The sequence below is a fragment of the Sessilibacter sp. MAH1 genome (assembly GCF_054658315.1).
In genome coordinates this window covers 149,529-170,440 of the sequence record NZ_BAAGIC010000006.1, presented here as the reverse complement: position 1 = coordinate 170,440, position 20,912 = coordinate 149,529, and the positions used below count along the sequence as shown (strand labels likewise).

The window sequence follows — 20,912 nt, the reverse complement described above, 5'->3', positions numbered from 1 at the left end:
TATGAATCAATTGATTAACAATTTTTTGCTAATTTATTTTGTTCTGTTTTTCGGTGTTGCCGTTATTTGGCGAAATTATTCTGTCGCAGAGCGCACTGGCATTAACGCCTTTAAGCTGAATCAGAAAACGGGACCTGAAGCGATCACAGGTGTGTATTTCAAGTGCTTGCCCTTGGTATCAATTTTGGTGTTTGTTGTTTTTGCGCTTTTTCCAAATGTGTATCTATTGCTGGGCCCCATCAAACTTCTTACTTATGCTCTGATTCAATATTCAGGCACGGGAATAATGTTGGTTGCTCTAGTTTGGGTGGTAACTGCTCAATCACAAATGGGCGCCTCTTGGCGGATAGGTATTGATCACGATCAAAAAACGGAATTTGTACAAAGAGGGTTATTTAAATATTCAAGAAACCCAATATTTGTTGGTGTGATTTTTATGTCTTTGGGATATTTATTGGTGTTACCTAATTCGATCACATTCGCTATTTTGGTTCTTAATATCGCATTGATTCAAATACAAGTTGCGATGGAGGAAGATTATCTAACACGGCAACACAAACAGGAATATCGTGAGTATTGCCAGCAGGTTAGGCGCTGGCTGTAGACGAAAAATTAAATACACTTTTTGACAACAGGTAAAATGGTGGACTGGAAGATTTTTGTAACAATTTTTGCCTCAGTATTTATTGCGGAGCTGGGCGACAAAACTCAGTTAGCAACCATGCTTTTTGCAGCAGATAAAGAAGTCAGTAAATATACTGTATTCCTCGCTACTTCTGCGGCACTTATCGTAGCATCTGCAATCGGCGTTTTGGCAGGAAGTTTAATATCCGAGTATATAAACGAAAAGTATCTTCATTATATCGCTGGAGTTGGGTTTGTCGGGATCGGGATTTTTACTTTATACAATGCATAACTAACGCTGATCGAAACAAAAGACATGAAAAGAACCATCAGCCGCGTAGCTAAAGAGCTTAACGTAAATGTAGAAACCATTCGCTTCTATGAGCGAAAATCTTTAATCGAACAGCCTCCGAAACCGAAGGATGGTTACCGGCATTACCCTGATGAAACGGTAGACCGAATCCATTTTATCAAGCGCGCACAAGAGCTTGGTTTTACACTGGACGAAGTGTCACGCTTGCTCAGCCTTGAGGATTCCCCATGCAGTGAAGTACAAGAACTTGCTGAAAATAAACTCGAGGCTGTCCAAGCAAAGATGAAGGACTTGAGGCGATTAGAAAACGCACTCAAAGCTTTGCTGGCCCAATGCAACGAGAATGAAAATCAAGCTCACTGTCCAATCATCAATTCGCTACAACCGAAGTGATACTTAGCCTTGACTCCGTACCTTGGTACGGAGTTTATACTTCAGCTATCTTTCGCTTTTCTTGAGGTGTACTGTGCCAAAAACATCATGGTCACTTATTGCTGGTATTGTTGCCGCTATTGGAGCGAGCCTTTGTTGCGCTGGCCCCCTCATACTTTTGAGTGTTGGCATCAGTGGCGCCTGGATAGCCAATCTGACCGAGCTTGAGCCCTACCGGCCACTCTTTATTGCCGTTGTCATTGCTGTGTTCGGGTGGAGTGGATGGCGAATATTTAAGCCTGAACTGACAGGTCGAGATTCCTGTATAACAGGAGAAGCCTGCGCAGACCCCACGGTGCAGCGAAACCGTAAGCTGCTGTACTGTGTTGCAGTGCTAGTAGCAGCAATCTTAATTTTCAGCCCGTATTGGATATTATTTTTTGCATAGAGGTAAAGTCATGAAAAGAGCAATGCTATTGATACTCTGTTTCCTGTATACCAGTTTCGCGTTTGCTGGGGAGCAACAAGTCACTTTGAGTGTACCGACGATGAATTGTGCGACCTGTCCAATTACGGTCAAAAAGGCGCTTAAAAGGGTAGATGGTGTTATATCTGCAGATGTGAGCTATAAAACCAAGTTGGCAATTGTGATTTTTGATGATGAAAAAACGGAAGTTGCCTCATTGATAGAAGCCACTACCAACGCAGGTTACCCTTCGAAGTTAGGGTTGAGCGACACGAATGAGTAAGGCTGTCGTATTAGAATCTGTACTTACTTGCCCAGAGTGCGGACATGAAAAACAGGAAACAATGCCAACTGATGCCTGCCAATGGTTTTATCAGTGTGAAAGCTGCCAAACCGTGCTGCGGCCTAAGCCAGAAGACTGCTGTGTATTTTGTTCCTTTGGAACTGTTCCATGTCCTCCAATACAACAAGATAAAGCTTGCTGTTCGAAAGCAAAGGGTTAGAAGACACAGATAAAATCATCTGTGTCTTCACAGCAGCAATCAGTTTTCAGGTGATGTTTCAATGATGGGACGCTTCCACACAACAAACAACGCAGGAAAGACCAATAACACGCCAATTAGCGCCGAAGCCGTCCCCCCAATCATGGGCGCGGCAATACGTTTCATGACATCGGCTCCGGTGCCATCGCTAATTAAAATGGGAATCAACGAAATCAGTAAAGTTAGGCTGGTCATTAGCATCGGCCGAATACGTTGCGCGGCGCTTTGCGCGACTTTTTCGTGAAACTCATCCAGTCGGTTTTTTGAATCCAGTGCTTCCGGTTTTTGCAACGCATCGTCCAGGTAGTGCAGCATCAATAAACCCAACTCCGCCGCCAGACCGGCCATCGCAATCATGCCGACCCATACCGCCACACTGAGTTTGTAATTGAGCAGAAACAGCAGCCAGATCGAGCCCATCAAGGCAAAGGGCATGGCCGACAGTACAAACATCGTGTCACTGAAACGACCACGGTGTAGATAGAGCAATAGAAAGACAGCCAATAAGGTTGCCGGTATCACCCACTGCAATTTGGCCTTGGCCCGCTCGAAATACTGGAACTGGCCCGCCCATCCCAGGCGGTAACCTGCCGGCAATGCCACCTGTTCGGAAACGACCTGCTTGGCTTGCGTGACGTAGTCGGCTACACCCAAGTCGCCTTTAAGGTCAACGAACACGAAACCAACTAATTGGCCGTCCTCGTTGCGGATCATGGGCGCCCCGGAGCGAAATTCGATATCCGCCACCTCCGTAATTGGTACCTGCGTGCCGGTTTTGGTGGGCACCAGTACCTTCTCTAGTGCTTCAATGGAGTCACGATAGTCCCGTGCGTAACGCACCATCACCTCATAGCGTTCACGTCCCTCCACTGTTTGCGTGGCGGGCATACCACCCACAGCCGTCATCAATACCTCTTCGACATCCATCACATTCAAGCCATAACGCGCAGCGGCGTCCCGATTGATATCAAAATCCAAAAAATAACCCCCGGTCGAACGCTCGGCGAACGCGCTGCGGGTATAGGGTGCGGTGCGTGAATCCGCTTGCAAGGCCTTCTCTATCGCCACGGCGGTTTCTTCAATCTGGCTGAGATCGTCACCAAAGACCTTGATACCAAGGGTGCTGCGAATCCCGGTCGCCAGCATCTCGGTGCGTGTCTGGATCGGCATCCACCAGATATTGGGCATGCCGGGATAGCGCAGCTTTTCATCCATCTCGGCAATCAGGTCATCCCAGGTCAGCCCCTCACGCCATTGATCCTTGGGCTTCAGGGTGATGACGGTTTCCACCATAGACAGCGGCGCCGGGTCGGTCGCGCTGGTCGAACGGCCGACTTTGCCAAAGACCCGCTCCACTTCGGGAAAGCTTTTGAGCTGCGCATCCATGCTTTGCAGTACCTTGCCGGCTTCAGTGATGGACATTCCCGGCAGCGCTGTGGGCATGTAAAGAATACTGCCCTCATTTAAAGGGGGCATAAACTCATTGCCCAACTGCCGGGCCACCGGCCAGGTCAGTACCAGAGACACCACGGCCACCGCGACGACCGGCCAACGAAAGCGAATGCAAAAGCGGATCATGGGCAGGAAGAGAGCGAGCAGCCATCGGTTCAGTGGATTGCGCTCGGCGTGAATTTTGCCCCGCACTAACAAGACGGCGAGTGCCGGGATCAAGGTCACCGATAAAATTGCGGCAAAGGCCATGCTGTAGGTCTTGGTGAAAGCCAGCGGTTTGAAGAGTCGGCCTTCGGTGGCTTCTAAGGCAAACACCGGGATGAACGAGATAGTGATAATCACCAGAGAAAAGAAAATACTGGGTCCGACGTCCTGCATCGCACGGATGATCACGGCTTTTCGGTTGCCACTATCGCCATTTTTATCCAGCCGTTTGTGAATGTTGTCCATCATCACCACGGCGGCATCCACCATTGCCCCGATCGCTACCGCAATACCGCCCAGGGACATGATGTTGGCCGTAAGCCCTTGGAACGCCATAGGGATAAATGACAACAGAATGGCAATCGGTAAGGTGATGCAGGCCACCAGCGCCGACCGGACATGTAGTAGGAACGCCATGATAATCAGCGTCACCACCACCATTTCTTCGATCAAGGTGTTTTTTAGGGCATTGATGGCCCGTAAAATTAAATCGGAACGGTCATAGGTGATCACCACTTCCACCCCGTCCGGTAAACCAGCTTCGACGTCCTTCAGGCGTTGTTTGACTCGGTCGATCACGTCAAGGGCGTTCTCACCGTAACGCATGACCACGATGCCTCCGACCGTCTGACCTTCGCCATCCAGTTCAGCCAAGCCTCGCTGCATGGCAGGGCCCAGCGTCACATCCGCCACCTGGGACAGTTTGATCGGAACATGGTTGTCATCCACGCCGATGACGACTTTTTCCAAATCCGCCGGGGATTTCAGGTAGCCGCGGCCGCGTATGAAATGTTCGTGGCCTGCGATTTCCAGCACCCGACCGCCGACATCGTTATTGGAACGGCGTATCGCTTCAATGACCTTGGGGAGGTCAATACCAAAGCTCGCCAGGCGGTGTGGATCGACCTGTACCTGATATTCCTTGACGAACCCTCCAATAGACGCGACTTCGGCAACACCATCTATAGCCGTTAGCCAGTAACGCAGTTTGAAGTCCTGGATGGCTCTTAACTCGGACAGGTCATGCTGGCCTGTTTTGTCCACCAGTGCATACTGAAACACCCAACCCACGCCTGTGGCATCCGGCCCCAGGGTGGGCTGGACATTATCGGGGAGCTGACTGGACACGGTATTCAAATATTCCAATACTCGGGAACGCGCCCAATAAATATCGGTACCATCCTCGAAGATCACATATACGAAGCTCGACCCCAGAAAACTCTGGCCACGCACAAAACGCACGTTAGGGGCGGAGAGTAAGGCCGTGGTGAGCGGATAGGTAATTTGATCTTCTACCAGATCGGGACTGCGGCCTTGCCATTGGGTATAGACAATGACCTGGGCATCCGACAAATCCGGAATGGCGTCCAGTGGGGCCTGGAAAAAACTGCGATAGCCCCACACGGCGGCGATCAGCACCAACAGAATCGTAATGCCGGGTTTGTGAGCACAATAGGAAATCAGCCGCGCCACCCAACTGCTGGGTTGTTGATGCTCTGGCGGCTTTGTCTCGGCATCGTCAACTCGCGTGGCTTCGTTTGAATCTACCATTGATCAATCCCCGCCTTGAGTTTACTTTCCGCCGCAATCAGGAAATTGCCAGAGGTGACAATCTTGTCGCCTTCCTCTAATCCTCTCCGCACCACCACATACTCATCGTCACTGTAACCCGTGCGCACCGTTACCGGTTTTAATCGGCCTTCTCCTAAATCTTTAAATACGATGCGTTTTTCGCCGGAAACCAGGACGGCATCTTTGGGAATCAGGCGCATCTCTCCAAACTCCGACTTCAGTGTGACGCGCGCAAATAACCCCGGTTTTAACTGACCTTCGGCATTGTCCACCTGAAGCCGAACACGGGCGGTACGGGTGTTTTCACCGAGAAAAGGATCGACCTGCATCACCGTCGCCGTACATTCGTCACCTGGAATATTGGTGAGACGCACCGAAGCTGACATGCCCGATTCGATTAACGGTAAATCCTGTTCGTAGGCGAATGCCTCTATCCATAAGGAAGACAGATCCGCAATTTTAAGGAGGGTTTGTCCTTGGCTAAAGGCGGCACCGGCAATGATATTTTTCTGTATGACCACCCCATCGACGGGCGCAAACAAGGGAACATAGTCCTGAGCTTGGCCTTGCTTTTCCAGCCAGTCAATTTGCGCGTTGTTAAGCCCCCACAAAGTTAAACGCTTGCGACTGGCGCTGACCAACGCCTGGCGCTGGTTGCCTACCGCGTCTTGACGACTGCGCTTCACGGTTTCCAGGTATTCTTCCTGCAGGGATAGCAAGTCCGGGCTGTAAACGGTAAAAAGCTTGTCGCCCTTACGAACGGGTTTACCTTCAAAGTCTGCATACAGTTCACCGATCCAGCCGTCAAAGCGCAGGCTGATCGCCATCAAGCGTGTTTCGTCGTAGGTGATTTGCCCTTGCAAGCGGATGGGAACCGCAAAGGGGGCGCGAATTACTTTGCCGGTTTTGACGCCTATCGTTTGCCTGCGTCCTTCGTCAACCATTACGCTACCGCTTTGCAACTCTTCGCGGGTAACCGGTACTAAGTTCATTCCGCAAATGGGACAGGTGCCGGGTGCTGCCGATTTCACTGAGGGGTGCATTGAGCAGGTGTGGTAGGCCACATCTCCCGAAGGGGTAGCTGTTGTGAGTTGGATACCCCTACGCCCGGTTGCCATATCAAAAGCCAAATCCACGTGGTGCGCCTCATCCATCGCCACATCGACCGCCAGGGGCCAGCTGCCGGCCATTATCAGTTCAAAATCACCCTGGTAGACGCCCGGAGCGTTTTCTTGAATGTCGGCCTGGGCGTACATGGCAGGCATAGTACCCATTGCGAGCATCTCGCCAACGGCCCGAACCTTAGCGCCTGACACCGGCTTGCCTTCCTGATCTTTCACCTGGACGGTGATGCGGTTTTCACCCACTTGAGGGGTTTCAGGTTCCACGCTCACCGCAACCTGCCAAGGCCCCGCTTGAACAAAGTCCGGATTCGCTGATGATATCGAATGACCTGAAGAGAAAAACTTTGAACCCCAATCAACCTGCACGGCCACAAGGACAACGACCAAGATAGCGACCAGCGCGGATATGCCAATGACATATTCTTTTGTTATTCCGTTTGATGGATTAATCATGATGACTGACCTCCAGATCGTCGGCATTTAGCTCGGTTTTGAAAACCACGCCAGATGCGGCCAAAAGCTGGGAAAATTGCACATATTGATCGCGCAGGGCTTTTTCAGCCGCACGTCGAGTGGAAAGCAGCTGACGTTGGGCCGTGAGTATTGTTAAAAAATCACCGCTTCCCGATCGGTATTCGTCTTGTGCGGTGGTGTGAGTTTCTTCGGCAAGCGGCAGAAGTTCTTGCTGGTACAAGGCATAGACATCTTGTGCTTGCTGCCAGTGGCTGTGCGTTTGAATCAACACTTCTCGTAGCTGGGTATGCAGATCCTGTTGTTCCCAACGTAAGGCAAGTTGTTCGGCCCGCAGGCTATCTTCGCGCCGACTGCGCTTGCTAAACGTAAACGGCAAGCTCACACCTACACCGACTACCCAACGCTTCTCCTCATTGATCCATAAACTGTTATAGCGGGCCATGGCGTTGAACGAGGGATAGCGATCTTTTTCGGCTAAAGAGAGTTCGACGTTTTTTTGCTGCTGTTGCGCGTTTAGCATCTGCATACGCGGCTGCTGCTCGAGCTTGGCCATAGAACTCCGCCATTGCTCGTCTGGAAAATCTGTCAGCGGTAGGAGGATGTTCAACTCAATGGGCGTACCTTGATCCAGATTGCCCAATCGCTTCATTTCACTGAGATCACGCTCAACACGTGCTTTCAGTTCAATGGCTTCCTGCAACAACAAATGATATTCATGCGTCGCATGCAAGACATCGGACTTGGCGGCTGTGCCCGCCGCGTACTTTGCGCGCACGACGGTAAGAAACTCCTGCCAGAGCGCCTGATGGCGTTGATTAATCAACAATAATTGCAGGTGGTATTGCCATTGGGCGTAGGCCAGTCGGACCTGTTTGGCGAGATTTACCCGCCCCTGCAGTTGCATGGCCCCTAGAGCATCGGCCTGGGCGCCTGCCGCTTGTTTTCGCAAAGACAAAACGCCCGGCCAGGGCAACGGTTGGCTGAGTTCAACGATATATCCATCGTCAAATCGCTCATCGCCCAGGGTTTGTGGGGCAACGCCCACCGAAAGTTTTGGGTCATCCAGGTAGCCAACCACCTCGGCGCGAAGCAGTTGTGCTTCCCAACGGGCATCTATGGCCTGTTGAGTGCCGTTACATGCCAGCGAATGCCTCACGAGATCTTCGATTCTCACAATTGTGGGGATGCTGCACTCAGCTTCTTCCGAAGCTGTAGCAGGAACGGGCCAGACCCCGGCCACTAGTAGTGCCAATCCAAATGGCACCAGAAATGTGTAAAAATTCACGAGGAACTCCTCTAAAAATCAAGGTTTAAGCGTCAGCCATTCAAAGCTGACGGTGTTAACAAAAACGCTGAATTTTTATCCCGAGCGAGTCAGGATTGGAGGAGTGTCTTAGATACGTAAGCGCAAGGTAGACATCCAGGTTTCGGTTCCTGGATGGGCGGGTTGAGAGTCCAGATCCCAAAGGGCTGGGGCCGGAGAGGTTTGTTCAAGCTCGGGCCATAAGGCGGCCAGTATAAAATAGACAGAGATCGGCGGTGGATCGAGAGAGGAATGCGAAGTGAGAAGAACGGGGTGCTCTTCATCAATATCCACGTCCATGGAAACTTCCAGTCCATAATCGCAGCATTGCATCGCAGAATTTTGATTTTCACCTACTGCCGCAGGTGAGCTTTCATTGTCACAGCAGCACTGCTCAATAGGGCCGCTGTGATCCATCATTTGGCAAGCAAAAACCGACTGTACCTGCAGCAATAACGCGCAAAGCATCAATACGGTTAGAGCCCTTTTGGCCCAATGAGTAGATCGTAACTTATTCACATCTAGTTTAACTGTTATTTATGCTCTGCAATTTAATCGACACTCAGAGCGAAGGTTAAGAATATAGTTCCATAAGTTTGATCTATCGATGAGGGGCTGAAGTATAATTCTACCAGCTTGCTGCAAAAAGAAAGTCCTTCAGTCGCTTGAGTTGGCGTCGTTGCGACAATGTCCAAGTCTTAGGTTTGGCTGCGTGTTGTGGGTGTTTCACTATGGATTGGATAGATGCATTTGTCACACTTATTTGGGATGAGCATTATTTTGGTGGGGTGGAATACCTCTGAATTATAGATTCGGTATTCAAATAGAGCTTACCGTAGTTTGCACTGTCTTGTTTATAATAAGATTACTTCTTTGAAATGATAAGACCGAGCCCCTCATGCGGGTCAGCGCCAATAGCCTCACAGTATATAACGAACTCCATCAATTCAATTTTCCGCCGATCTTGTTCCATTTTACCTACCACTGAGTGATGGCGACCTACGATATTTGCCACCGCCCTTAAAGACAAACCGCTCTCCTCCCGTTTTTGCTTCATCCAGGTGCGCAGTTTGTCGTAGTGAGGTGAGTATGAGGATGGCTTCATTGTCTCGATGATAGAGACAAGGTAGAATGTCGCGAAATTCGAGACAATATACGCGTCAATTTACGTCATGAGCATGATCCATATAAAACCCGAACTCCTTCACGCACTTAACGAAATCCAAGGAGAGTCTTTCACCGTTGCCGAATTAACGACACACTATTTGGAACATCCGGAAAGCCTGCATAAAGGTAAAAAGCCAGCGAGGCAATTCATCTACCGGAATATAGTACGGATGATAAATACGGGATTCATGGAGAAACTGCCTGACAATGGTGGGTGGCCAAAGTACCGACTCACCCAGAAGTTCAGATCGCATCGCTCTGGATTAACCGAAAAAGAGGCACTCACCTCCCTTCCCTCCAAGCCGAATACAAGCGTCAAAATTCAATCGGCTCCCCCCAGCAAGCCCATCACCGCGTTAAGAGAGCGGCTCAATAAACACCGATCCGACATGTTATGTGCGTTGGGTGAGGCGGAGGAATACGAGTCTCTATGTAAGGAGTTGCTTGAACTTAGCGAGGAAGCACAAGCTCTCTATTCGGAAGCCAGAGAACGGAGTGCTTTACTGTTGGGAAAAATCAAAGCGCTGGAAAGTCTTCTGTCATCCCGCGGCTCCAGGAAATAGACATGGAACTGCGACGCTGGCAGCGCGAAGCTGTGTCACGCTGTATATCCCGTTTTCGCAACGGCCAAAGCCATTTTCTATGCTTGGCCACTCCTGGTGCCGGTAAAACGTACATGGCGTCTACCGTTGCCAAAAGGTTGCTTGAAAACGGAGATATTGATTTTGTTTTCTGCTTTTCCCCATCGCTAAACGTCTCTCTTTCCTTTCAGTCCACATTGGAGTCTGTACTTGGGGTTCGTTTAAACGGACTGCTCGGTGCGAAAGGCAATGTAATAACGTACCAATCCATGCTCAATCTTGGCCGATCATTCTGGTTATTGATGAAGACACATCGCACCTTGGTAATCTTTGATGAAATCCACCATTGCTCCGGCGATCATCTCGGCAATGCCAACGCCTGGGGTCAAAAGATCATTCAGCACATTCAAGGTAAGGCGACCTATAGTCTCGCTTTAACCGGCACACCCTGGCGCTCGGATCGGATTCCCATCGCATTGACGTCGTATTGCCGGGAAGGAAAAGTTCATTGCGACTACAGCTATGGTTTGGCTCAAGCCATCAAAGATGGCGTTTGCCGTACGCCCAAAATCACCGTAATAGACAATGAAAAAATCACCGTACAAAATAATGGGAAAGAAAAGGTCTATGGATCCATTGGTGATCTACTGAAGTCCTCTCGGTGCACATACCAGCAACTCCTTGAAAACCTCACACTCATTCGATATTTGGTTGAGCAAAGCCACAAAGCCCTCAACACGTTAAGACGGGTTCAACCAAATGCAGGCGGACTCATCGTCGCAGCTTCAGTGGAACATGCGGTTCTTATCGCCACAATATTAGAACGCATTTGTGGAGAATCTCCGACGGTGGTGACATATCTGCATGACAAGTCTCAACAGGCAATTCAACATTTTCGTGATGGACAGACCCGATGGATCGTCTCGGTCGGCATGATCAGCGAAGGCACCGATATTCCTCGTTTACAGGTATGTTGTCACCTCACTCGCGTTAAAACGGAATTGTATTTTCGACAAGTACTAGGCAGGATTTTGAGGGTACAAAATAGTGGCAATGAGGAAGCGCTACTCATCATGCCAGCCGAGCCCAAATTAATCGAATATGCACATCGGGTCGCTGAAGATATTCCTTCTGCCAATACCGTATCACTCAAGACAATGGAGGGAAGTCTGCAAACGCTGTTGACCGACCAAGTAGAAGCAGAGGTCGAATCCGGCACCAATGAGATAGATACAATTAAAACGAACGATTCTGGTGAAGATCAAGAGCATCAGCCTGGCCTGCTATCTCTGGGGGAACCAGAAGAAGACATTACCGCTTTGCCCTTCACCACGTTAGCGGAAGCTTACGAGTCGACTCTGGGCTTATTCGGTCGTTTTCGAAAACGCATGATCAACTTTTCGCCGGTGAATGGATGAGCACCACCACGTACCGTGAACTAATGACTCGAATGGCCTTTGAGCAGAAGCGCAGGATCGCCAGTTTGACGTTCGCTGCGATTCGAAGTGGAAGCTGGACAAAAGAAGAGTCCGGACACGACCTTTCGTTACACGTGCTTCAGGGGCTCTCTGATGGAACGTTTGCCCAAACCCTCATCGTCCCTCGTCATCAACTCTGAAGAACAACCTGATTTAGCATCCCGTTTTCCTTCCTTCATTGAAAACAGACAACCACTCGCACCGGCACTATGCCAGCGAGGTCCTGTTGGTCCGTTCTTGTAACTTGCGTTTATGAGTAACAAATTTTTTTGGTACGAATATGAATCAATGAGTACTATTAAGCACATAGTTCTTAGTAAACTTTCTGTATGATCGTACTGAAATCAGTGTGATATTTCCGAAAGGAATAAATATAATTTATTTATAACCAAAATTGGAGATTTGTGTATCGTACGATACGCACAAATTTTAACCAATGGCTGAGATCAGCGAAGAAACGTATAAAATATTCGAAGTGGCCTACGCGTTTTTTAATGCGCGGCTGTTTGAAAATGCTTTGCCCAAATGTCTCATCACTTTCCAGAGACAAAGCCGACTAATGGGCTACGTCTCCTTTAATCGATGGAAAAACAAGCGTAACGAATCAATCGATGAGCTTGCGATCAACCCGGAATATTTTGCAAACTTCCCATTGACGGACATACTCCAAACATTATGCCATGAAATGGTCCATATTTGGCAAGCTCACTTTGGCTCACCCACGCGAAACGGCTACCACAATCAGGAGTGGAGCCAAAAAATGATAGCCATTGGTCTAATGCCATCGTCCACAGGCAAACCAGGTGGAAACACCGTTGGCCAGCGAATGATGGACTATGTTATTGAAGGTGGACCATTTGAATCGGCTGTCGAAGACATTATTCAACAAGGTTTTGAGTTGATTTGGTTTGACACCATTTCCATTTCGCCAAAACCATCAGCAACACTGTCGTCAAAAAATGTTCCCATGTCTGCCTCAACGTCAGAAACATTGAGTGTTAGCTCCAGCCCGGTGAAAGAAATCGATTTGGGCGTGGATATGGATGCCTTCACCGCAGCGATTGAGGCATCTTTGCTCGATAACTTTCCGTCTGAAAATGTGACTTCTCGACCACAGAAGCCTTCAAGCAAGACCAAGTACTACTGTTCAAGCTGCTTTTCCCAAGTCTGGGGAAAACCGGGTTTAAAAATTGTCTGCGGGACATGTATCAAGCCCTTCATACAAGATAACTAATGAATGCCTTTACTCGTTTAGAATGTTTAGAGACAAATCCAAAATTGAGGGCAGTTCAACAATATCGTCAAGTGGATACTCCCCATTAAAAACAAGATGCTCCCATGCAACCGGTGAAATCTTTTTTAGAGCATCTGCCAAAGGTCCTTTATTTTGTTCCTCCAATCTACTGAGCGCATTAGACATGAGTGCAGAATTATAGAAGATAGTACAGTTCGCAAGAAGCCGGGCACACGAATACCATATGTCAATCTCCCTGTCGCTTTTGCCGCGAAAGCTCGATGGACCATTTACTTTAGAAATGGCTTTTTGCAATTGATGATAGGCCTCTCCCCTATTAAGCGCCCTTTGCACATAGCGCTTTAGGTTGTCATCATCAACATACTCCAAGAGATAAATCGCCTTGACCAGCCTGTCATACTCACGCAGCGCATCCAGCATCTTATCAGATTCAGTAGAGCGCGAAATCTTCTTGACGATTTCGTATTGCTTTACTTCTTTTTGATGCAATGACACACAAATCCTTTGAGTATGCTTCCAACCATCAATAATCTTGTGATCATCAATGGGTTTTGATAGCTCAATTGAAAGCCCTTTTTTTGATTCAGAAACGAAAAACATTTTGTCCAGCTCACTAGCAACATCCCGGTATCGCGGCGCGAAAACCCAACTAAACAAATCCAATAAAGCGAAGTTACACTTATTAGTGCCATGGGTATCCGTAGAGACTATATCAGGTTGTAACTGGCTGGTATTATTGTAGAGAAGATCAAATGTATAATGAGACTCATGATGATTAAGAGGCATTATTTCAACGTTTACCGGCACGTGATTTATTGATAGTGTGAGTGCTGACAATCCTTTCCCCTTGCCAAAGTCTTTACTTGAATAACGGGTTCTTACAGTATTTCTTTTGGATCGAAATTTTTGACCATCAATGCTCCCGTGAATAACATCTGGTCGAAAATTGTAATACTTGAAAATTCCTAATTTTGCAATTTCATCGCTGATGCAATCAGCCGCATTTTCGAGGGCAGACGCTCTCAAGTAATTGGATTCGAAATTTTTGAGTTGATCATACGAAAAAGGGCAAAGGTCTGCCATTTTATGCACACCGAGCCGGGTCGCATTAGCAATTAGACACGATATAAGCTTTCCTGAAAAATTTGGATCTTTTTGTCGATATTTAATGTGTCGAATTCGTTCGTAAAAACCAGTTTCTCTTGCGACGATAGCAATAACCGATGAAATACCGCGCTTGGGCAGGTTTAAAAAGATACGGTCATTAACCTCAGCGTTTCCCTTCATTTGTTTTACGGTCCAAGTTTTCTTACCACTTGTGGTGGATAAAATAACCGATTCGTTTTCCCTGCTGATGATTCGCTCCACTACCCTCTTCTTCAATTTGCTAAATTGCTCATGCTTCAGAGCCAAGAGCGTTTCTATAGGCATGTCCAAATTGACGGAGTTAATCGCCTCTATCATGGTGTCACCGTCTTTTTCAAACACATCAATGCCTACGAGGGATTCCTCCAGTGGAGAGAATTCGGAACTGTTTTCAACTCCCCAATGTGTTTTGCTGAGGCGACCAGAGATTAAACGATAGATATAATATTCAGCCCTATGGGATATTAAAGATTTTTCCTCGTCGTATAGATGTACTCTGTTTTTCTTGTAAATTAGTCTATCGTCAAACGTTTGACATATCCCATCTGCGTCCAACTCTGATTTCAATTTCATCGCTTGAACAAACAATGACAACTTACTGGACGGTTCCACAAATTTAAGGAACCTGAAGACTTTTCTAAGAAGCTTAAGGTTGCTGTCTTTTATCGAATCAATGTACTCCCAGTAATAGGCCTCTTCGTCAACATTTATTGACTTAAGATATTTGGCAACGATTACTCTCTGACCGGATGGCAAAATATCTTCTGATTTTTTTCTTAGATCTAAATCGGATACCTTTGCACTGCCGTGAAGATCCAACACTTCGCCCACCTTGATTAATAACTCAGCCATCCCCTCCCGCTCGCTAATAATTCTTTTTTTTACAAATTCCTTCGCAGACGCATGCGTATTCTTATAGTGGTAATCGAAAGCCAATACGAAATAGTCCGTAATTTCCGTAAATCTCAAGTATATAAAACACGAAAAATACAGGTAGAAATTCAGAGGGTCAGATCTTTTATGCTCCCACGCATCATGGTAGTTGAACAAAGTGGCATAATATTCAACAACGGACTTCGGCAACTTAAGTTGACTGACCATATCTTTAATTTCTGCGTATATTTCGCTTAGACAGAGATAAGCTCTCGTCTCTTTGTTAACCTGGGACGGTCTAAAGTCGGTCGATTGATATCGAATCGCATCGAAAACATCTTTTGATTTTGCGTCCTGGAGCAGGCTCGTCAATATGTCCTTCGTGTTATCCGAAAGAATATTTTTTACTAACTCTTTTACTCGGGAATTTTCTGAATAGATAACGCTTGCGATAACCTGGCTAATGATTCTGTAGGACGGCCTTTCGATATTGCGGTGATCAAGCCAGTCTAATGCTTGATCAAGCAACTCACGTGGATCCAACTTGGTCCTAACCTCCTGGTAAAGGTATTTCTTTAGTTGTTCTTCTACGTTTGTATTAAAAGGCTTAACTCCTACCGCTGCAAATATCCGGCTGTAAATATTGGATTTTCTTAGCGAAGTGAGTGGTATAAGTTCTCGCTTCAAATTTGGAAAATATTTCCCAACGATAAATTTCAGATCCAGTTCGGACCTAATTGGATCAAACCGAATTTTAATGGGTTTTATTCTGAAATAGCTTAGTAATAGCCGATAGTAAATTTGAATGTCCTCCGACTCGCGCTTCTTGATGAAGGACTGCTCTTTGTCATTTAACGAAAATTCATAATCTTGGCTCTCGGAGCTGATTATTGGGGAGGCGTGGTAATCGGCGATTTCTTCTTCTGTTAGGATTTTCACAAAACACAACCAAATCAATATTGGACACCGCATTAGGACTACCCTGAAGCGTGTCGACCTATGAGATCACGAATTGTATAAAGCAAATGTGGAAAAAACAGCGATATACGGCTGATAAATCAAGGAAAAGCTAGTGATAACATCACATTAGATGGCTCTACGCCTCAAGAAATGTTTCACAAACCGTTTCACGAAATAAAGTAATAAGAAGTGGCTAGCACCCCTTTTAATTTCATCTGCCATGGTGATTGATTCCCGCCAATCGACAGGAATATTCGAGTAACCATAGTAAGCACCTGCAATTTGGCCGCAGATAGCTGCGGTTGTATCGGCATCATTACCAATGTTGGCAGAAAGCAGGATTGCGTCTCTAAAGTCTTTTCCGTGATAAAAACACCATAATGCAGAAATTAAACTCTCGATAACAAATCCGCTACCCGTTAGTTGTATATACGCTAAATCTTTAAAAGAAGTATCCATTATTAAGCGTAATTCATCGCAGATTTTGAACGGAATATTTTCGAATATTTCGTCTTTATTGTTTGCAGAGAATGCTTTGTGAATTAAATAGCTGAACAAACGGCATGATTCAATACAAAGCTTAGAACCGTGGGTAGTTTTTGAGCTTTCACCGGCATAATGAACACAGGCATTCAATTCTTTATGATAAAAAATAGGAATTGGCGCTAACCTCATGATTGAGCCATTTCCCGAAGAACGAGGATCCGTTGAGCCACTAAACGGGTTTTTATCGGTTAGATATCGTCTGAGAGCGGTCGATACAGTTGCGCCAATGTCAAAACAGTGACCATTACTACTCATGTAACCATGTTGGTACCAATTACAATAGCGATTCATTTGATCAACAGGATCGAACCCTTTTTTATACACCAAACTGTGTGCTAAGCATAAAGCCATGGAGGTGTCATCAGTCCACTGCCCTTTTTCCAAATTAAAAGGACCATCGCCAATCATGTCGCTAATAGGTTCAAATGTTCCTTTGACTTTAAATTCTAAGGTTGTACCAACCGCGTCGCCACAAGCTAGGCCAACTAAGGCCTCCATCATTTTGTCTTCCATATGTATTCTCAACCACAAAAACTCATTAGTTGTTAAGCTGTTCTACTTTGTAACCTTTTTTTTGTAATTTATTCAGTACACCATCTTCACCGGGAAGATGTAATGAGCCGACCAAAACAAATTCTACTTTATTGTCGTTGTTAAGCTCATCGAGTTGGCTAATCCAGCGATTATTTCTATTCAATATGAGTGTGTTATACACTTTGGGGAATTTAGTTTTCATTTCTTTAATGGAGACGTTTTCTAAAAGCTGTTCCAAATTTCCGCTGCGCCAATTTTGTCTCATGTCGGTAATAAATTCGGGTAATTGTTCTAAATCGCTTAATGTGTATTCGATAACTTGATTATTGTTTATTGCTTCCATGCTTTTAAAGAATGAAAGTTGTTCATCAAAGCTTTCGAGTTCTTGTTGCGGCTTATTATCTTGCTGCGCGAGTCCTGAGATTACGGTTTCAACGCCGAACTCTGCTTGCAATCCCAATCGTTGATATTCGAGAACCGAAACCAATAACGACACGCCCCATGGTTTAAATTTTTCAAAACTTGCGAGTGGTAAGTTACGTTCTGAAAAGAAAGTATTTAACGCTTGGTAAGCTTTGGGAGAAAGCTGCGTGCGTAGTGTTTGGTCACCGGGTAATGTCATTGCGGCAATTAATTTTTGTTGAGATGACAAGGAATTGGCTACTTCTGTATCGGTCTCGAAAATAATTTCGTCAGAATTGTTATAGGCGGTAGAAAACTCTTTGGGTAGTGGTAAATCACTTGAGCTTAATAAATGTACAGTGCCGCCAATGTAAAAGAATTTATCACCTTTTGTTACCTTCCAAACGGATGATTCTGCCCAAGCTGAAATTGCGCTAGAGCTTGCCACACACAATACTAAAGTGTTAATTATTTTCTTGATTTTCATAAAGCCTGCCCTATTCGTTCGTGTCAATGGTTATAACATTGAATCATACACGGAATGCGTTAATTATCTATGTGCTTTGCGGATCAATTTGGCAATTTATAAAACTTTTAAATATGAATTGAGTAAAGTATAAGTTCTTTATTTCCAGTGTTTTTGCCGGTGTTTAAATAACAAAATTAACATTTTTTAGAAGCTATAAATAACCTATTCATGGAGCCTCTTTAAATAATGCATTTTTGATTAAATTAGACGACAAAAAGTTGAAAGTCTTATTGTCAATTTTTGGAATGCTATCATTTGCAGTGCTTGAAATTGACAACACATTCTGTACTGCTGAAACGTTAGTTAATCAGAGTTTTATTATGATTAAACTAGAAAAATTATTCTGGTTTGTTATTCATTAAATTTATTACCAGAATTTGTTCAAAAGTTGGTTACCTTTCTATTACTGAATTACCAATGAGATAGATGTTTTTTTCGTTCGAATAAGGATCATGCCTTCACGGCGGTAATTATCCGATTAATTCGAGTTTTCATATTAAATTACTTTAGGAACCTCTGATTAACTCATTCATGATTTAATCAGAGGACAGAAATCGAAAATGTGATTTTCAATTTCTTTACAATTTCAATCACTTACCGTTCATGAAATTGGCGACACATCCTTGTGTCGCGAGAAACTCTGGGTTAATCAGAGTTTCCTTTAATAAAGTCATATATTGTGAAAGACCTTAAATTTTCAAAATTTCTTCATTTTCTCATAACCGGTTGTTTTTATTGATTTAAATTAAACCAGCTACGCAATTTTTTGAAATTTCTAGGTGTTGAATCGAGATCCAACAGTTGTTTGTTAATATTTGTTAATTAGCTGGAACTTTTATCAAGTGCAAATGATAATACTTCGCATTAAATATGGCTAAGTATTCGAGATCATTCATTATGTTAAAACACCAGTTTAAGTTGTCTTTATTAGCATTTGCGGTAGCTCAATCGAGCCACTTGGCCTGGGCTGAAAATGAGATAGAAGTTGTTGAGGTTGAAGGTCATCGTGTTAACGGGGTTAATGTTGTTGATTTTGAAGAACTTCAAAAAAAACAAGCAAACGATTTGGAAGACATTTTCCGCGATCAACCCGGAATTTCTGTAGGTGGTTCGTTAGGTGTTGCACAAAAGATTTATGTGCGTGGTTTAGAAGACACCAACCTTAACATTACCATTGATGGTGCTAACCAAGCCGGTTACCTATTCCACCACCAAGGTCGTGTGTCGGTTGATCCTGAGTTACTAAAGCGCGTAGAAATTAAAGCCGGTGCCGGTACCGCGCTTGATGGCCCTGGTGCATTGGGTGGTGCGATTCAATTTGAAACCAAGGATGCTGAAGATCTTTTAGATGCGAATGAAAACTTCGGTTCATTATTTAAAACCGGTTACAATAGTAATAATCGTGGTTATCGTGTTAGCGCAAACTTATACGGACGCTTGACGGAAAATACTAGCGGTTTATTGGTATTGGGCCAAACCAAAGGCGAAGAAATTCATGATGGTCATGGTGATGAAATTCCCAATACCGATGCCGAGCAAAATATTGGTTTATTAAAATTAACCAGCAGAATTACCGAAAACCAAACCTTGCGCTTAAGTTACGATACCCGTGATGATAACGCTGTTCGTAATTTGCGCGCGAATTTTATCGATTTTAACGGTAACACCGCAACTAACCAAACCAGTGAACGCGAAACCACTACGTTCAGTTATTCGTTTAATAGTCCAAGCAATTTGGTGGATTTAAAAGTTACCGCGTACCAATCTGAAACCGAAATTACCAATCGCGAATCCGCTGCCAACATTGATTTTGGTGCAACCGTAGAGAGTTACGGCTTGGATATTCGCAACACCAGTTTATTGGGTTCACACCGTTTGGTGTACGGAATGGATTTTCGTGAAGACGAAGGAGTATCTTTTGATGCGATTGAACGTTTCGAAGAAACCTCCGATGTTTATGGCGTTTATGTACAAGATTTTTACGCACTAACCGACAAATTGTCATTGAGCTTTGGTTCTCGATTCGATCACTACGGGCTGGATGACGAAGACGATCAGCATTTTTCTGATAGCGGTATTAGCTCTAACATTAATGCCGAATACGCATTTACCTCTCACTGGTCTTTACGTGCAGGCTACTCTGAAGCACTGCGCGGGCAAAATGTTAAAGAAGCCGTTTTAATTGGTTCGCGTGCATACTCGCCTGATCTTAAAAGCCAAGAAGCCGACAACGCTGAGTTAGTATTGAGTTACAACAATGGCGGTTTTAAGGCGAGCGCTGAAGTGTATCGCAGTGAAATTAACAATGTAGTTGATACCGTTGCCGATCCAAATTTAGGAACTGTGTTAGACAACGCAGGCGATTTGGTCACCCGTGGTTACAACGTTTCGGTTTCTCAAAACTGGTCTCGTTTCACCACAGGTTTTAGCTATTCTCACGTTGACCCAGAATTAAACGGTGAGCCACTCGGCGATAGCGATACCGGTATTGGTACCTCTTACGGCGACGTTCTTTCGGTAAATATGGCTTACCACTTTGAAAAAACCAATCTAGAACTTGGTTGGAATGGTCGCTTAGTTCGCTCTCTTGATAAGGTGCCTGATGGCTCGCCGAAAAAACCTGGCTACAATACCCAAGATATTTATTTAGAATGGTCACCAACGGGTAAAGATACTATGACCGTTAATTTAACCATTAACAATTTGTTTGATCAGTATTATCTCGATCACGGTACCTTCGGCTTTTCTGGTCGTGTTGGCGAAATTATTGGTGTTGCCGAACCCGGTCGTGATGTACGTTTAGGTTTAAGCTGGAAAATTTAAGGCTCTAATTAAAACCTCTGATTAAGTCAGGTTTGAGTTAATCAGAACTTTCTAAAGGTATTAATTATCCTCCCGGCATATATCGCAGGCAGCGTTTATTATTAATGTTGAATCTTTGATAACGAACCTAGGGCTTTTATGAATGATGCCTAATTGCTCTCAATAAGACGAT

At 45.4% G+C, this 20,912-nt stretch carries 18 protein-coding genes; 10 read left to right on the top strand and 8 right to left on the bottom strand.

Annotation, left to right across the window (positions count from 1 at the left end; translation table 11 throughout):
* Position 1 precedes the first annotated feature (1 nt).
* The 6 genes from ACYQ28_RS08345 (at position 2) to ACYQ28_RS08320 (ending at position 2,278) form a co-directional block, all read left to right on the top strand.
* On the top strand, positions 2-604 hold the full coding sequence (locus tag ACYQ28_RS08345) for a methyltransferase family protein (RefSeq protein ID WP_460049359.1): 603 nt from the start codon (positions 2-4) through the stop codon (positions 602-604).
* 21 nt (positions 605-625) lie between these two features.
* Positions 626-916, top strand: a complete 291-nt coding sequence (locus ACYQ28_RS08340) for a TMEM165/GDT1 family protein (RefSeq protein ID WP_460049360.1) — start codon at positions 626-628, stop codon at positions 914-916.
* Positions 917-940: 24 nt separating this feature from the next.
* Positions 941-1,330 carry an Hg(II)-responsive transcriptional regulator gene (gene merR / locus ACYQ28_RS08335; protein WP_460049361.1) on the top strand — a complete coding sequence of 130 codons (390 nt, stop codon included), beginning with the start codon at positions 941-943 and terminating at the stop codon, positions 1,328-1,330.
* Positions 1,331-1,403: 73 nt separating this feature from the next.
* Positions 1,404-1,757, top strand: a complete 354-nt coding sequence (locus ACYQ28_RS08330; RefSeq protein ID WP_460049362.1) for a mercuric transporter MerT family protein — start codon at positions 1,404-1,406, stop codon at positions 1,755-1,757.
* A 10-nt stretch (positions 1,758-1,767) separates the two neighbouring features.
* Complete coding sequence (merP, locus tag ACYQ28_RS08325) at positions 1,768-2,058, top strand: mercury resistance system periplasmic binding protein MerP (RefSeq protein WP_460049364.1); 291 nt, start codon at positions 1,768-1,770, stop codon at positions 2,056-2,058.
* The gene (locus tag ACYQ28_RS08320) at positions 2,051-2,278 is read left to right on the top strand and encodes a GDCCVxC domain-containing (seleno)protein (RefSeq protein WP_460049365.1); all 228 of its coding nucleotides are present in this window, start codon (positions 2,051-2,053) and stop codon (positions 2,276-2,278) included. Before merP ends, ACYQ28_RS08320 begins: the two co-directional genes overlap by 8 nt.
* 39 nt (positions 2,279-2,317) lie before the next feature.
* Here the strand turns inward: ACYQ28_RS08320 and ACYQ28_RS08315 are convergent, their stop codons facing one another.
* The 5 genes from ACYQ28_RS08315 to ACYQ28_RS08295 all read right to left on the bottom strand — a co-directional run bounded on the left by ACYQ28_RS08315 (position 2,318) and on the right by ACYQ28_RS08295 (position 9,503).
* The gene (locus ACYQ28_RS08315; RefSeq protein WP_460049366.1) at positions 2,318-5,524 is read right to left on the bottom strand and encodes an efflux RND transporter permease subunit; all 3,207 of its coding nucleotides are present in this window, start codon (positions 5,522-5,524) and stop codon (positions 2,318-2,320) included.
* Positions 5,518-7,122, bottom strand: coding sequence for a FixH family protein (locus tag ACYQ28_RS08310; protein ID WP_460049367.1), 1,605 nt, complete (start codon positions 7,120-7,122; stop codon positions 5,518-5,520). Before ACYQ28_RS08310 ends, ACYQ28_RS08315 begins: the two co-directional genes overlap by 7 nt.
* Positions 7,115-8,428, bottom strand: coding sequence for a TolC family protein (locus ACYQ28_RS08305; RefSeq protein WP_460049369.1), 1,314 nt, complete (start codon positions 8,426-8,428; stop codon positions 7,115-7,117). The genes ACYQ28_RS08310 and ACYQ28_RS08305 overlap by 8 nt, the downstream gene beginning before the upstream one ends.
* 108 nt (positions 8,429-8,536) lie before the next feature.
* Positions 8,537-8,965 carry a hypothetical protein gene (locus tag ACYQ28_RS08300; RefSeq protein WP_460049371.1) on the bottom strand — a complete coding sequence of 143 codons (429 nt, stop codon included), beginning with the start codon at positions 8,963-8,965 and terminating at the stop codon, positions 8,537-8,539.
* A 346-nt stretch (positions 8,966-9,311) separates the two neighbouring features.
* Positions 9,312-9,503, bottom strand: a complete 192-nt coding sequence (locus ACYQ28_RS08295; RefSeq protein WP_460164702.1) for a helix-turn-helix domain-containing protein — start codon at positions 9,501-9,503, stop codon at positions 9,312-9,314.
* Positions 9,504-9,618: 115 nt separating this feature from the next.
* Between ACYQ28_RS08295 and ACYQ28_RS08290 the strand changes: the two genes are divergently transcribed.
* The 3 genes from ACYQ28_RS08290 to ACYQ28_RS08280 all read left to right on the top strand — a co-directional run bounded on the left by ACYQ28_RS08290 (position 9,619) and on the right by ACYQ28_RS08280 (position 12,906).
* On the top strand, positions 9,619-10,176 hold the full coding sequence (locus ACYQ28_RS08290; RefSeq protein WP_460049374.1) for a hypothetical protein: 558 nt from the start codon (positions 9,619-9,621) through the stop codon (positions 10,174-10,176).
* A 2-nt stretch (positions 10,177-10,178) separates the two neighbouring features.
* Positions 10,179-11,612 (top strand): DEAD/DEAH box helicase, encoded by a 1,434-nt coding sequence (locus tag ACYQ28_RS08285; RefSeq protein WP_460049375.1) that lies wholly within the window; start codon positions 10,179-10,181, stop codon positions 11,610-11,612.
* A gap of 496 nt (positions 11,613-12,108) precedes the next feature.
* The gene (locus ACYQ28_RS08280) at positions 12,109-12,906 is read left to right on the top strand and encodes a SprT-like domain-containing protein (protein ID WP_460049376.1); all 798 of its coding nucleotides are present in this window, start codon (positions 12,109-12,111) and stop codon (positions 12,904-12,906) included.
* Between the two features lie 9 nt (positions 12,907-12,915).
* Here the strand turns inward: ACYQ28_RS08280 and ACYQ28_RS08275 are convergent, their stop codons facing one another.
* The 3 genes from ACYQ28_RS08275 to ACYQ28_RS08265 form a co-directional block, all read right to left on the bottom strand.
* The gene (locus tag ACYQ28_RS08275; RefSeq protein ID WP_460049377.1) at positions 12,916-15,885 is read right to left on the bottom strand and encodes a Tn3 family transposase; all 2,970 of its coding nucleotides are present in this window, start codon (positions 15,883-15,885) and stop codon (positions 12,916-12,918) included.
* A gap of 147 nt (positions 15,886-16,032) precedes the next feature.
* On the bottom strand, positions 16,033-16,965 hold the full coding sequence (locus ACYQ28_RS08270) for an ADP-ribosylglycohydrolase family protein (protein WP_460049378.1): 933 nt from the start codon (positions 16,963-16,965) through the stop codon (positions 16,033-16,035).
* Positions 16,966-16,990: 25 nt separating this feature from the next.
* A complete protein-coding gene (locus ACYQ28_RS08265) occupies positions 16,991-17,875 on the bottom strand; it encodes a TraB/GumN family protein (protein ID WP_460049379.1) in 885 nt (294 codons plus the stop codon).
* Positions 17,876-18,814: 939 nt separating this feature from the next.
* Here ACYQ28_RS08265 and ACYQ28_RS08260 point away from each other — a divergent pair.
* Entirely contained in the window at positions 18,815-20,740 is a 1,926-nt protein-coding gene (locus tag ACYQ28_RS08260) for a TonB-dependent receptor domain-containing protein (protein WP_460049380.1), read from the top strand.
* The last annotated feature ends 172 nt before the right edge of the window (positions 20,741-20,912 follow it).